The sequence below is a fragment of the Halomonas sp. SH5A2 genome, from assembly GCF_014263395.1.
Lineage (GTDB): Bacteria > Pseudomonadota > Gammaproteobacteria > Pseudomonadales > Halomonadaceae > Vreelandella.
In genome coordinates this window covers 1,461,755-1,475,063 of the sequence record NZ_CP058321.1, presented here as the reverse complement: position 1 = coordinate 1,475,063, position 13,309 = coordinate 1,461,755, and the positions used below count along the sequence as shown (strand labels likewise).

Genomic DNA, 13,309 nt, shown 5'->3' with positions numbered 1-13,309 from the left:
TGGCGCTGCGCATCAACACCGCTGTCGCGGCTCGACCGCTCTGCGCAGGGTATTTATTTCAAGCGAAGCATCGGGGAAGAGGCGCAACTGGACAGCGCCGTCTTGCGCGGTATTCCATAAACAACTCCCCTGCTCGCGAAAACGCCGCACGACGTCATCATTGGGGTGACCAAAGGGATTATCGCGACCGGCACTAAAGATAACATGCCGGGCATCGGCTGCCCGCACGAACTGGAGCCCCGAACTCGAGGCACTGCCGTGGTGCCCAGCGACCAATACCGTGACCGGCGAACTGAGATCTCCGATCAGTCGCCGCTCGACCTGACGGCCGACATCGCCGGTGATTAGCACGTGCTGCTGGCCCACCTGAACCGACAGCACGCACGAACGGTCATTGGACGAGGATTCGCTATGGTCCGCGTTGGGCCACAGCACGCGATAATGAACGCCATCACGTTGCCACTCATCGCCCCGTTGGCAGTCAAGACTTTTCACCGCCAGAGGCTCTTGGGCAGGCGCACGCCATTCACCCACCTGGTGCTGGTCGCGGAGCGCCTGCACGCCCCCCGCGTGGTCACTATCGCTATGGCTGACAAGCACCTGGTCAAAATGCTGCCCCGGCGGCCATAGGGTCTCAAGCGGCATAAATCCCGAGCGATAGCGTGGCCCGGTGTCCACCAACATCCGCTGATGGGCGCTACGCAGCTCTATCAGTTGGCCCTGCCCCACATCATAAACGGTGATAAGCAAGCCATCACCTGAGAGGCGCGGCGATGCTGGCCAAAAAGGCACCAACATGACAACGATAAGGACCCCTCGCTTCAGCCACCTTGCCGTGCCGGGCAGTCCCCAGCATAACGCCAACACAAAAAGCCCCAATGCCCATGGCAGGTGCAAATAGCGTGGTGGCTCCCATAACGGCCAGTGAATCACCGCCACCTCCAGGGCGCTGTAAAAGCCCCCTAATCCCTGCTCGAACAACCACCAGGCCGCCGTCGACGCGTAAGGCACTGGCGTCAGCAACCAACCCAGTAGCGCCAGTGGCACCATGAAAAGGCTCATAAAGGGGACGGCGACAAGGTTAATCAGGGGGGCCGCCGGCGCCACCCGGCCAAACGCGATGAGCACCGCCGCCGCCATTAACGGCGCCAGCAGACACTGGGATCGCAGCACTGCCCAACACCATCCGCGCAGGCCTTGCGGGCGTGGCCTGCCTTGCCAAATGATGATCAGCCAGGCAACAGCCAAAAACGACAGCCATAACCCGGGTCGCCAAAGGGCAACGGGATCGATTACCAATACAGCGGCTAATGCCAGCCACCAGCCTTGCCAGGGTCCCGGTGCGTGGCGACCGCTCAACACCCAGAGACCCACAACGCTCATGATCATGGCGCGCATAGCTGGCGGCTCCATACCCGCCAGCACCGCATAACCGACGGTCGCCGCTCCGGACAGCCACCAGGGCCACGCCCGCAGGCGCCAGTTCCCTGGCGTTAGCCAGTGTGCTGCTCCGCGCGCCAGCAGCAGGACAAAAGACGCGACCAGCCCCACGTGCAGACCGGAGATCACGACCAGGTGAGTCGTCCCACTGGCGTTGAGTAGCTTCCAGTCATCCTGGGTGAGCTGGTCTCCCAGCCCAAGCGTGAGCGCCGCCAGCCACCGCCGGGTGCGCGGTGAAAGCGGCTGTTCTTCCAGCATGGCATGCGCGTGGTGACGCAGTGAGAAAGGAGCTGAGGTCAACCGCTGAGAAGGAGGTTCCTGCCGCACATAGCCGGTCGCATCGATACCTTCGCGCCATAGCCAGTGGGCATAGTCGAAAGCACCGGGATTCATAAAGCCGCTGGGCGGGCGCAAACGCAGGGGCATCATCCAGCGCTCACCTGGCTGAGGCAATGGCGATTCCGGCGCGTACGCGCTGACTCGAACCTTTTTCAGGTGCTCGCAGCTTGGCCGCCGGTCCGGTGCCTCACAGCGGTCCACCGCCAATAACAGGCGCAGGCCACCACTTATCTGCTGAGTCTGTGTGATACGCCCTTCAACCCGGAGATCTTCCCCCGAGAGGCCTGGCGGCAATTGCCTTACCCATTGGGACTGAATGGCCACCAGCCCCCAACAGGCAATCGCCAGCCAAAGGCAGTGACGTAAACGAGCCGTCGCCAGGACAAGCAGCAAAATGCCCAGCACAGAGGTCACCCGCATCGTATTGCCGGATGGCCCTAGCCAACTGCCAAGCACAGCTCCCGCCATGACTGCCACTGCCACCGGCATCGCAAGTCCAATGCGCATACTGCCCTCCCTGGCACCGCCTTATCACCGCCTTGGCGTAGCCGAAACCCTGTCCCTTATGGATAATGGGCGGCATTCATAGGCAAGAGTGTCCAACATGCCTCGCCGTTTTTTCCAACGCTATATGCCCAAGCCCGATACGCTAAAGCGTCAGCGGTCGCTGCGTTTTATAGCGCCGCTGATTGCCGACCCCCGCTTGTGGCAACTGACGCGGCGCAGCGTCGCCAATGCGTTCAGCGTGGGGCTTTTCTGCGCTATGCTGCCGATCCCTTGCCAAATGGTGGTAGCGGCCATAGGTGCTCGCTTCAGCCGCTGCAACCTTGCCCTGGCGGTCGGCCTGGTGTGGATTACCAACCCACTGACCATGCCGCTATTTTTTTACGGTAATTATTGGATTGGTACTTTTTTTCTGGATACACCGGTGCGCGAAGCGCCCTCCCGCCTTTCGACGCAATGGCTGACTGAGCAAATGCACAATATTATGCCCGCTTTGCTGCTTGGCTCTCTGGTGTCAGCCCTGGTCCTGGCGGTAATCGCCAATATTGCTGTGCGACTGATATGGCGCTGGCACGTTTCCCATCACTGGAAGCGCCGCCGCCAAAAAAGACGGCAGCGGCGTGCCCGTATCGAAGCCGAATTCGACGACTAAGGCTGCTGTACGAGTTTACCTCCATCCAGCTTCATCATCCGATCCTGATGCCCCGCCAGACCAATGTCGTGGGTCACAATCACGAAGGCGCAGGCGCTTTCCTGAGCAAGCTCATCCATTAGCGCCAGAATTGTGGCGGCCGTGGTTTGGTCCAGATTGCCCGTAGGCTCATCCATTAGTACCAAGCTGGGATCCGTGACCAGCGCACGGGCAATGGCCACCCGCTGACGCTCCCCACCGGATAATTCACCTGGCTTATGATCGGCCCTGTCTTGCATACCCACCCGCGACAAAATCTGCATGGCGCGCTGCTCGGCGGTTTTTTTCGCTTGCCCGCGAATGATCAACGGCAGCGCTGCGTTTTCTACCGCCGTGAATTCTGCTAGCAGGTGGTGGAACTGATAGACAAAGCCAATATAACGGTTGCGGAAACGCCCCAGCGCCGTCTCATTCAGCCCTGCCAGAGGTTGATCCGCGATCACTACACCGCCTTCAGTGGGCCGGTCCAAGCCGCCTAACAAATTAAGCAGTGTTGTCTTGCCCGACCCTGAGCTACCCACAATGGCAACGCGCTCACCCGCGTGCACCTGAAGATCAAGCGTATCGAGGACGGTTAAATCCTGCGGCCCTTCATTGTAGGTGCGCGTTAACCCTTCGCATTTAAGCATCACAGGGGCTGGATTCGATGTCGTCTCAGACATGTAGGCTTCCTTATTCATAGCGCAGCACATCCGCAGGTTGGACACGTGCAGCTCGCCAAGCCGGATAAAGCGTGGACAGGAACGTCAAGCCAAAGGCGGCCAGTACAATATTTCGGACATCTTCAAAGTGTAAACGCGACGGCAAATCACTGATGAAGTAGACCCCTGCATCGAGGAACTTAATATTCATAAAGCCCTCGACCCAGCCGATCAGATCGGCAATCGTCAAGGCCAACAACACACCAATAGCCACGCCAAAGGCAATCCCGATCAAGCCGATAGCCAGTCCTTGCACGATAAAAATACCCATAATCGAACGCGGTGTGGCACCAATGGTTCGCAGTATGGCGATATCAGCCCGTTTATCGGTCACCACCATCACCAGGGTGGAAACAATATTGAACGCCGCGACAGCGATAATGACCGTCAGCAAGAGTGCAATCATGCGTTTTTCCATCTGGATTGCCTGGAAAAGATTGCCCTGTGAATAGGTCCAGTCGCTGCCCCGATAGCCGGGCCCCAGTTCATTGAGGATATCCTGTGTTTCGCTACCGGCGACAAACAGATCGTCCAGTTCAAGACGCAGCCCCCCGATCGCATCACCAAGACGACCAAGCGTCTGCATATCCTCAATATTAGCGTAGGCTAAGTTAGCATCTAGCTCGGCGCCAACGCTAAAGATACCGCTGACGGTGAAGCGTTTGAGGCGGGGAAATACGCCCGCAGGGGTAATCGAGGCCTCGGGGACCAGCAAGGTCACGCGATCACCCACATCAACGCCCAAGCGCCTGGCCAACATGGATCCCAGCACCACATTCCATTCGCCTGGCACCAGGTCGCTTAACTCACCTCGCTGCATGTGCTCGCCAATAATCGATACATTATCTTCCCAGTCGGGGTGGATGCCGTTGACCATGGCGCCTTCATTGTTGCCGCCAACCGAGAACATACCCTGCTGTTCGACATAGGGGGCCACCCCTTCAACTCGGTCACGCTGCATAATCTCTTCGGCCAGCGACTGCCACTCCACCATGCCCTCACGGGCTTCAATTTTGGCGTGCGGCACCATGCCCAGAATTCGCGTACGCAATTCGTGGTCAAACCCGTTCATTACCGACAGAACGAGAATCAGCACCGCCACGCCCAGCATCAGTCCCAGCATGGAGGTCAGCGATATAAACGAAATAAAATGGTTTCGGCGTTTAGCGCGCACGTAGCGCAGCCCCACCAAAAAAGGCAAACGATCAAGCATGGCGTCATTCCTTATAAGTCAGCGCTCATGGTACGGTTTTTTTAGCATCGCTGCATATGTATAAGCGGGCTTTAGAGGCACATCAGCCACCAGCGTTCCCCCATGATTCTCTACACTTGCAACTTTTCGCGCGAGCCCCTACATTGCGCCGATTCGACAGGCGCCCGGCGCGCCCTCTTTTATCTTCGCTGCGAGCGGCTTTACGTTGACCACTTCGACCTATCGTTTACTACCTGAGTGGCATCCTCAGGATGGCATTCAACTCACCTGGCCACGCCCGGATGGCGACTGGCAGGCGCTCTTAGGTGGCATTGAGGGCACACTTGAACGCATTGTCGTCGCCGTGACCCGCTATCAACGAGTGCTCATCAGCGTGCCTGACGACGCCACACGCACACGTCTGGCAGCGACATTCGACGCCTATGGGGTACCCAAAGGTCAGTTACTGTTGTGCGTCGTGCCCAGTGACGACACCTGGGCACGCGATCACGGGCCGATTACCGTCGCCGATGAAGCGGGTTCCTTGCAACTGTTGGATTACACTTTTACCGGCTGGGGTGGTAAGTTTCCTGCCGACCACGATAACCAGCTAACCCAGCGGCTTGCCGAGGCAGGCCTGTGGAACTGCCCCGTTAGCCCCCGCGAGCTAGTGCTGGAAGGGGGCGCGATTGAGACGGACGGCAACGGCACCCTGCTCACCACCGAGGCCTGCCTGCTGAACCCTAACCGCAATCCGCGGATGACACGGGCCACCCTGGAACAAAAGCTTGAGAAAGACCTGGGGGTTGATCGCGTGCTGTGGTTGGCCCACGGCCATCTGGAAGGCGACGACACTGATAGCCACATTGATACCCTGGCGCGCTTTTGCAACCCGACGACAATCGCCTATGTGCGCTGTGACGACCCGACGGATCCCCACTACGCAGCCCTGCAAGCGATGGAGCAGGAGCTACAGGCGTTTCGCCAGCGTAATGGCGAGCCCTATCGGCTAATTCCGCTGCCCTGGCCTCAAGCCTGCTATGCACCCGACGATGGTCGCCGCTTGCCTGCCACTTACGCCAATTTTCTAATCATTAACGGCGCTGTTCTGGTACCCACTTACGGGGATCCCGCCGACGTTATCGCGCTAAACGCGCTGGCAGTCGCTTTTCCAGAACATACGCTTATTCCCATCGAGTGCAGTCACGTCATTCGCCAACACGGCAGCCTGCATTGCTTAACCATGCAGCTCCCCCAAGGCACGCTTGCCACTGCTCATCAGACCGCAGAGAAATCATCATGAAAAGCCCCGTCACCGTTGGCATTGTGCAACAGCAAGCCTGGCCCGATAAAACCCAAAGCCTGGCCGCCAGTGAAGCGGGCATTCGCGACGCCGTGCGGCAAGGTGCTCAGTTGGTATTGCTCCAGGAACTACATGCCACGCACTATTTTTGCCAGTACGAAGATCCCGCCCTGTTTGATTTGGCCGAGCCGCTAGATGGGCCGACGGGCCAGCGCCTTGCCGAGTTGGCCCGTGAACTGGATATCGTTCTGGTCGGGTCACTGTTTGAGCGCCGTGCGCCAGGGCTTTATCACAATACCGCGGTGGTATACGACCGAGCGCAAGGCCGGGTGGGCCACTACCGCAAAATGCACATTCCCGACGACCCTGGGTTTTACGAAAAATTCTACTTCACGCCAGGCGATCACGACGCTGCGCGAGACGAGGGGTTTACGCCGATAGACACCTCTCTGGGCCGCCTGGGCGTGTTAGTTTGCTGGGACCAGTGGTACCCCGAAGCCGCCCGGTTGATGGCGCTTGCCGGGGCCGACTTACTGCTCTACCCCACCGCTATCGGCTGGGATCCAGGCGATGACAATGCCGAGCAGACACGCCAGCAGGAGGCATGGACCCTGATTCAGCGCGCCCACGGCGTGGCCAATGGATTACCCGTGGTCGTCGCCAACCGTGTAGGGTTTGAGGCCGACCCGTCCAGCGTGAGTGCGGGCATCCAGTTCTGGGGAGGCAGTTTTGTCTGCGGGCCGCAGGGGGAACTACTGGCAAAAGCGGGTGAGACGGCAGAGCAGCTGGTCGTGGAGGTCGATATGGCCCGAAGCGAGAACACGCGGCGTATCTGGCCTTACCTGCGCGACCGGCGCATCGATGCGTATGGCGAACTGACCCGCCGCTTCAGGGACTAGGCGACTGACAGTCTTCTTTTATTAAGCAAAACGCCTACCTGAGGTTAACCAGACAGGCGTTTTTTTCTTGCCCTGCTTATTTCCAGAAATCGCGGATGGAGGCAATCCCCTGGGCGCCAACGGCGCGGGCGTGATTGGCATCAAAACGCGTCATGCCGCCCAACGCGAAGACCGGCATGCCCGCACGCTCCACCCACTGCTGAAAATCGTGCCAGCCGATGGGGGCTACGTCGGGGTGTGACGGTGTGGTGCGCAATGGCGACAGCGAGACAAAATCACAGCCTAGCGAAGCCGCCTGCTCCAACTGCCTGGGGTCATGGGTCGACGCCGATAGCCATTTGTTTTCCGCAATCGGCCGACGCTCAAGCTGCATCAGGCGCTCGCTGGTCAGATGAATGCCGTCGGCATCCACCTGATCAAGCAGCGACGGATCGCCATTGAGCAGCAGGCGAGCACCGACCTCATGGCAAAGGGCGAGTGCACGTTCAGCCCTTGCCACATAGGCCTCAGGCGTTAACTGCTTGGCACGTAGCTGAACCAGGCGAATACCATCTTCGCTAAGTGCCCGGGATAAAGATGCCTCGAAGCGGGCTTCATCGGACTCTTCGCCGGTGATCAGGTATTCAGTCGGCAACATGACGGCCCGAAGAATAGGCAAATTTGCCGCCGGGAACGGGTAGTTCACCAATTCTTCCATGGGCACCCAGCGAACGGCCTGGCCTTCGCGACCAAAGGGCTCACCCGCAAACGCATGCACCTGCCAGACATCCAGCAGTATATGTTTGTCCGAATACTCGTGATGCACCCGGATCAAGGGTTGTGCATTGATAATTTCGACGCCCAGCTCTTCGTGTAGCTCGCGTTTCAAACCTTCCAAGCCGGTTTCATAGGGAGCCAGCTTGCCGCCAGGAAACTCCCATAGCCCACCGTGATCCACGTTTGAAGGCCGCCTAGCAATTAACACTTGCCGCTTGTCAGCGCTGATGATGGCAGCGGCTGCCACATGAACCCGTCGTTTAACCATGATATTCATTACGTTTCTATCCACTGTGTGCACACCCGCTGAGCAATAGCGGTGTTGGCTCGCTACGTTTAAACCTGCTGGCGGCGAAGAGCGGCGATCGCTCGTCGCCGCTAGCTACGGTAATCGGCGTTGATCGATACATAGTCGTGAGAGAGATCCGAGGTCCATACCGTGGCACTCTCGTCTCCCCGCCCGAGGCAGATGCGGATGGTAATCTCATCGTTAGCCATCACTTGGCTACCGGCTTCTTCCGTGTACCCCGCCGCTCGACCGCCGTTCTCGACCAGGCGCACATCGCCAAGCTCAATGGTCACCTTATCGACATCAAACGCGTCGACTGGCGCACGCCCAACCGCCGCCAGAATACGCCCCCAGTTGGCATCTGACGCATAGAGTGCCGTCTTGACCAACGGCGAGTGGGCAACGGTAAAGGCCACATCAAGCGCTTCCTGGCGGCTACCCGCCTGCTCGACCTGCAAGGTGACAAACTTGGTCGCACCTTCGCCATCGCGAATAATTGCCTGTGCCAATTCAGTCATTACCCGCTGCAAACCGTTGCGGAATATCTCGATATGCGCATCGCTTTCAATACGCGCCCCCGTGCCGGTTGCCGCCAGCATGCAGGCGTCATTGGTAGAGGTATCGCTATCCACGGTAATGCAGTTGAACGAGCGATCGACCGTTTCGCGCAACAGGCGATCCAACAAGGCCTGATCGATTCCCGCATCCGTCACGACAAAGCCCAACATGGTGGCCATATTCGGCTTGATCATACCCGAGCCTTTGGCGATCCCATTGATGACAACCTGCCTGTCACCGACCGCCAAGGTCACACTTGCCCCCTTGGGACGTGTATCGGTGGTCAGAATACCCTCAGCCGCGTGCTGCCAGGCCTGCCCATCGCTTGCCAAATCGCCAAACGCCACAGGGATGCCGTCCAGAAAACGCGCCATGGGCATTGGCTCGCCGATCACACCCGTGGAAAACGGCAGCACGGCGGACGGATTGACACCGGCCTGCTCGGCAACCGACGCGCAGCTGTCCTGGGCGTCCTTAAGGCCTGTGTCGCCAGTGCCTGCATTGGCATTGCCGGTGTTGATCAACCAGTAGCGAGGGGATTGACCGTGTTCAGCGCTACGCTGAAGGTGCTCCTTTGCCACTATCACTGGAGCGGCGCAAAAGGCATTCCGGGTAAACACCCCGGCCACCGTCGTCGTATCGGGTAGCTCTATCACCACGACATCACGACGGCCTGGCTTTTTCATCCCGGCCATGGCCGTGCCCAAACGCACTCCCTCAAGGGCCGGCATAGAGGGGAAAGGCATTGATCCTACCGCCATGTAGATCTCCTTAAGCGTGGCTTTTGCACTAGTCGAGTTTACCGCAACACTGCTTGTACTTTTTGCCTGATCCGCACGGACAGGGATCATTGCGGCCTACCTTGGGCCCTTCGCGACGCACGGGACGGCCGTCGGCGCCAGGGGCTTCTTTAGGCGCATCGGTTTCCTCAGCCGCGGCAGAGTCCGGGTCATCATGGCGGCTGTCAGCAGTGGCTTTTTCGCGCTCTAGCGCTTCACGACGCTTCTGCTCAAGGGCTTCCACTTCTTCCGGCTGACGTACCTGTACATGGCTGAGAATCCGCGTCACGTCTGCCTTGATGTTAGTCAGCAACTGCTGAAAAAGCTCAAACGCTTCACGCTTGTATTCCTGCTTAGGATTTTTCTGCGCATAGCCGCGCAGGTGAATACCGCGACGCAGGTGGTCCATGGATTGCAGGTGTTCTTTCCAGCGGGTATCGAGAACCTGCAGCATCACCTGCTTTTCAAACCGGCGAATAAGCGCTTCACCGGCGGCGTCGATTTTCGCAGTGTAGGCTTCGCGGTGCATGGTGTGCAGGCGTTCGCGCAGCTTCTCTTCGTTGAAGCGCTGATCCGCTTCTGCCCATTCAACCACCGGCGCATCCAGGTTGAACTCGGTTTTCAGGTGCGCTTCAAGGCCCGGCAGGTCCCATTGCTCCGCAAGGCTTTGCGGCGGAACAAAGTCGCTGATAGCGTCTTCCATGACTTCTTCATGGATACCCGCAACAGCGTCTGCCACGTTATCGGCTGCCAGTATGTCGTTACGCTGCTGATAAATGACCCGGCGCTGATCGTTGGCCACATCATCGTATTCAAGGAGCTGTTTACGAATGTCGAAGTTGCGTCCCTCGACCTTCTTCTGCGCTCGCTCAACGGCATTGGATACCATCTTGTGCTCGATGGCTTCGCCACGCTCAAGTCCCATCGCCTGCATCAGACGCTTGACGCGGTCAGACCCGAACAGTCGCATCAAACTGTCCTCGAGGGACAGGAAGAAGCGGGTGGACCCTGGGTCGCCCTGGCGACCGGCACGACCACGCAGCTGATTATCTATCCGCCGCGACTCGTGGCGCTCAGAGCCGATCACGTGCAAGCCACCAGCTTCCAGAACGGCGTCGTGACGTTTCTGCCATTCCTCCTTCAGGGCATCAATTTGCGCCTGGCTGGGCTGCTGCAGTTTGGCCACTTCAGCTTCCCAGTTACCCCCTAGTACGATATCGGTACCCCGACCCGCCATGTTGGTCGCGATCGTCACCGCTCCGGGGCGCCCCGCCTGGGCAATGATCTCGGCTTCGCTTTGGTGCTGCTTGGCGTTAAGGACGTTAAACGCGAGACTGGCTTCACGCATCAAGTGCGCGATGTACTCGGAAGTTTCGATGGAGGCCGTACCCACCAACACAGGGCGGCCCGCCTCTGTCTGCACTTTGACATCTTCAATGATGGCTTCGTACTTCTCTTCCGCGCTCAGGTAAACCAAGTCATTAAGGTCTTTACGCGTCAACGGCCGATTGGTGGGAATTACCACCACATCAAGCCCATAAATCTGGCGGAATTCAAAGGCCTCGGTATCGGCCGTCCCGGTCATACCGGCAAGTTTGTCATAGAGGCGGAAGTAGTTCTGGAAGGTTGTCGAGGCCAGGGTCTGGCTCTCGCGCTGAACCGTAACGCCTTCTTTGGCTTCGACAGCCTGGTGCAGCCCCTCGGACCAACGCCGACCCGGCATGGAACGCCCGGTGTGTTCGTCAACGATCACCACCTGATCGTCTGAGACCATATAGTCCACGTCGAGGTGGTAAAGATAGCGAGCCCGCAACGCCGAGTGCATGTGCTGGAGCAGGTTGAGGTTTTGAGCCGCGTAGAGGGAGTCATCTTCCCCTAGCAGCCCCTCCTCACGCATGAGTGCTTCGACCTTGTTGTGGCCCTGCTCGGTCAGTTCAACCTGTTTTTGCTTTTCCTCAAGTACGAAATCACCCGTGACCGGCGTCTCGTCATCCTCGGATTTTTCACCTTCTTCCAACTGCTGCGACAGGCGGTCAACCACTTTGTACAGGTCGGTATTCTCGTCGACAGCACCTGAAATAATCAGCGGCGTACGGGCTTCATCGATCAGAATCGAATCCACCTCATCGACAATCGCGTAGTGCAGCTCACGCTGGACTTTATCTTCAAGCGAAAAGGCCATGTTATCGCGCAGATAATCGAAGCCAAATTCGTTGTTAGTGCCGTAGGTAATATCACAGTGATACGCATGACGTTTTTCAGCGCTGGTCTGACCGCTAAAAATAACCCCGACGGTGAGCCCTAAAAACTCATAGAGCGGGCGCATCCATTCAGCGTCACGGCGGGCCAGGTAGTCGTTTACCGTCACCACGTGAACGCCTTTCGCCGGTAGCGCATTCAAGTAAACGGCAAGCGTTGCCACCAGGGTCTTACCCTCGCCGGTTTTCATTTCAGCGATGCGGCCGCGATGCAGGGTGATCCCGCCGACCATCTGCACATCAAAGTGGCGCATGCCCATGACACGTTTGCTCGCTTCACGGACCATCGCGAAGGCTTGCGGCATTAAGCTGTCCAGCGACTCACCGTCTTCCAATCGCTGACGCAATGTTGCCGTAGTGGCCTGAAGATCGGCATCACTTAACGCTTCGAATTCACTTTCCAACGCATTAACGTTCTGCACACTTTTGTGCATGCGCTTAACATCACGGTCATTTTTTGAACCGACGACCTTACGTAATAAATTATTAATCATGTAGTTTCCAACTAGCCACGAGCTCCCTTGACAGGGTCACCCCGTTCCATAAATGAAGAAGGTTTACTGACTTATCAGCGGTAAAACGGGGAAATCTGAGGGGGGCCACGGCGACTGAATACATCATGTGCGGCCACTAGCACACTAACAAAACGCTTGAATACGAAAGGTTTAGGCGACGTTAAGGGCTTCACCACGACCCAGAAACGCCGCAGAGCGCGACGCCGGGTTGCCATCAAGCGCGTCCGCGCGCGCAATACGGCGGGCACCCAAATACACGCCACCACGCTGCGCTCACCACCCCGTAGTGCTTCCGCATAGGTCAGGTTAGTCGGCAATAAGCAGCCGACCAACAGGCCTGCCAGCCACCAACGCGCCAGGCTATGGCGACGCTGACGCCGAGGCAATACCGAGGCAATGTTTAACGCTTGCGACATGCTGTGGACAAACTCCTGAGCGTGTTAGGCTTTAAGTGCCGGGTGACCTATGTGTGCCCGAAAGCAACTTTGCCAGAAAGCATCTAAATAAAGCACCTATGTACAGGTAAAGTACCTATGCATAGGGCAATAAGCGATACCTTAGGAATCAGGCGTATGAGTATAAAGGTTAAGCGATCTCAGGCACAGCCCATCAGCCGTCTGATGGGCAAGTCGGGCGATATCGGCAAACTTATGCGCCTCTCCACGCTTATCGATCAGGCGCAACGGCATTTGCGGGCCCACCTGCCCGAGGCAATGCGTGAGCATATTTATGTTGGCGGGTTTCGCGACGGGCGTTTGACATTGATCAGCGGCCAAGCGCAATGGCTAACCTGGCTGCGCTACGAACAGGATCGCCTGCTAGGCCTTATCCATCAGTTGCCGGGATTCGAGGGCGTCACCGGGTTTACCTTCAAGGTGCGTCCTGTAAGGACCGTCCAGCCACCTTTACGCAACACCCGTTCTCTGTCGAGCTCAGCGGGCAAAACACTCAGCCAATGTGCCGAAGATACCGACCACCCCGCCCTCAAACGAGCTTTGGAACGACTGGCCTCCCACGCCCCGGACGAGCCCAGCAACGAAGAACCCAACAAAAAACCTAAAGGTTGACCCACAAAACAAAACGCA

11 protein-coding genes are annotated in these 13,309 nt (G+C 58.1%); 4 read left to right on the top strand and 7 right to left on the bottom strand.

Annotated elements, in window-relative coordinates; all coding sequences use genetic code 11:
- Nucleotides 1-12: 12 nt before the first annotated feature.
- Nucleotides 13-2,286: a DNA internalization-related competence protein ComEC/Rec2 gene (locus HXW73_RS06840; protein ID WP_186255491.1), complete on the bottom strand. Its 2,274-nt coding sequence runs from the start codon at nt 2,284-2,286 to the stop codon at nt 13-15.
- 97 nt (nt 2,287-2,383) lie between these two features.
- Here HXW73_RS06840 and HXW73_RS06835 point away from each other — a divergent pair, with 97 nt between their 5' ends.
- Nucleotides 2,384-2,935 carry a DUF2062 domain-containing protein gene (locus tag HXW73_RS06835; protein WP_186255490.1) on the top strand — a complete coding sequence of 184 codons (552 nt, stop codon included), beginning with the start codon at nt 2,384-2,386 and terminating at the stop codon, nt 2,933-2,935.
- Here HXW73_RS06835 and HXW73_RS06830 read toward each other — a convergent pair.
- Nucleotides 2,932-3,636: an ABC transporter ATP-binding protein gene (locus tag HXW73_RS06830; protein WP_186255489.1), complete on the bottom strand. Its 705-nt coding sequence runs from the start codon at nt 3,634-3,636 to the stop codon at nt 2,932-2,934. The two genes, HXW73_RS06835 and HXW73_RS06830, sit on opposite strands and share 4 nt — an antisense overlap.
- Nucleotides 3,637-3,646: 10 nt before the next feature.
- On the bottom strand, nt 3,647-4,888 hold the full coding sequence (locus HXW73_RS06825) for a lipoprotein-releasing ABC transporter permease subunit (RefSeq protein WP_186255488.1): 1,242 nt from the start codon (nt 4,886-4,888) through the stop codon (nt 3,647-3,649).
- Between the two features lie 205 nt (nt 4,889-5,093).
- Between HXW73_RS06825 and HXW73_RS06820 the strand changes: the two genes are divergently transcribed.
- On the top strand, nt 5,094-6,170 hold the full coding sequence (locus HXW73_RS06820; RefSeq protein WP_186255487.1) for an agmatine deiminase family protein: 1,077 nt from the start codon (nt 5,094-5,096) through the stop codon (nt 6,168-6,170).
- Nucleotides 6,167-7,069, top strand: a complete 903-nt coding sequence (locus HXW73_RS06815) for a carbon-nitrogen hydrolase (RefSeq protein ID WP_186255486.1) — start codon at nt 6,167-6,169, stop codon at nt 7,067-7,069. Before HXW73_RS06820 ends, HXW73_RS06815 begins: the two co-directional genes overlap by 4 nt.
- A gap of 76 nt (nt 7,070-7,145) precedes the next feature.
- On the opposite strand, the gene HXW73_RS06810 is transcribed toward HXW73_RS06815, so the two are convergent.
- The 4 genes from HXW73_RS06810 to HXW73_RS06795 all read right to left on the bottom strand — a co-directional run bounded on the left by HXW73_RS06810 (nt 7,146) and on the right by HXW73_RS06795 (nt 12,640).
- Nucleotides 7,146-8,102 carry a Nudix family hydrolase gene (locus HXW73_RS06810; protein ID WP_240538729.1) on the bottom strand — a complete coding sequence of 319 codons (957 nt, stop codon included), beginning with the start codon at nt 8,100-8,102 and terminating at the stop codon, nt 7,146-7,148.
- A gap of 101 nt (nt 8,103-8,203) precedes the next feature.
- Nucleotides 8,204-9,433 carry a bifunctional glutamate N-acetyltransferase/amino-acid acetyltransferase ArgJ gene (gene argJ, locus HXW73_RS06805; protein ID WP_186255485.1) on the bottom strand — a complete coding sequence of 410 codons (1,230 nt, stop codon included), beginning with the start codon at nt 9,431-9,433 and terminating at the stop codon, nt 8,204-8,206.
- A 28-nt stretch (nt 9,434-9,461) separates the two neighbouring features.
- Nucleotides 9,462-12,203, bottom strand: coding sequence for a preprotein translocase subunit SecA (gene secA, locus HXW73_RS06800; protein WP_186255484.1), 2,742 nt, complete (start codon nt 12,201-12,203; stop codon nt 9,462-9,464).
- Between the two features lie 74 nt (nt 12,204-12,277).
- Nucleotides 12,278-12,640 (bottom strand): hypothetical protein, encoded by a 363-nt coding sequence (locus HXW73_RS06795; protein ID WP_186255483.1) that lies wholly within the window; start codon nt 12,638-12,640, stop codon nt 12,278-12,280.
- A gap of 156 nt (nt 12,641-12,796) precedes the next feature.
- On the opposite strand from HXW73_RS06795, the gene HXW73_RS06790 reads away from it, so the two are divergent.
- A complete protein-coding gene (locus HXW73_RS06790) occupies nt 12,797-13,291 on the top strand; it encodes a DUF721 domain-containing protein (protein ID WP_186255482.1) in 495 nt (164 codons plus the stop codon).
- The last annotated feature ends 18 nt before the right edge of the window (nt 13,292-13,309 follow it).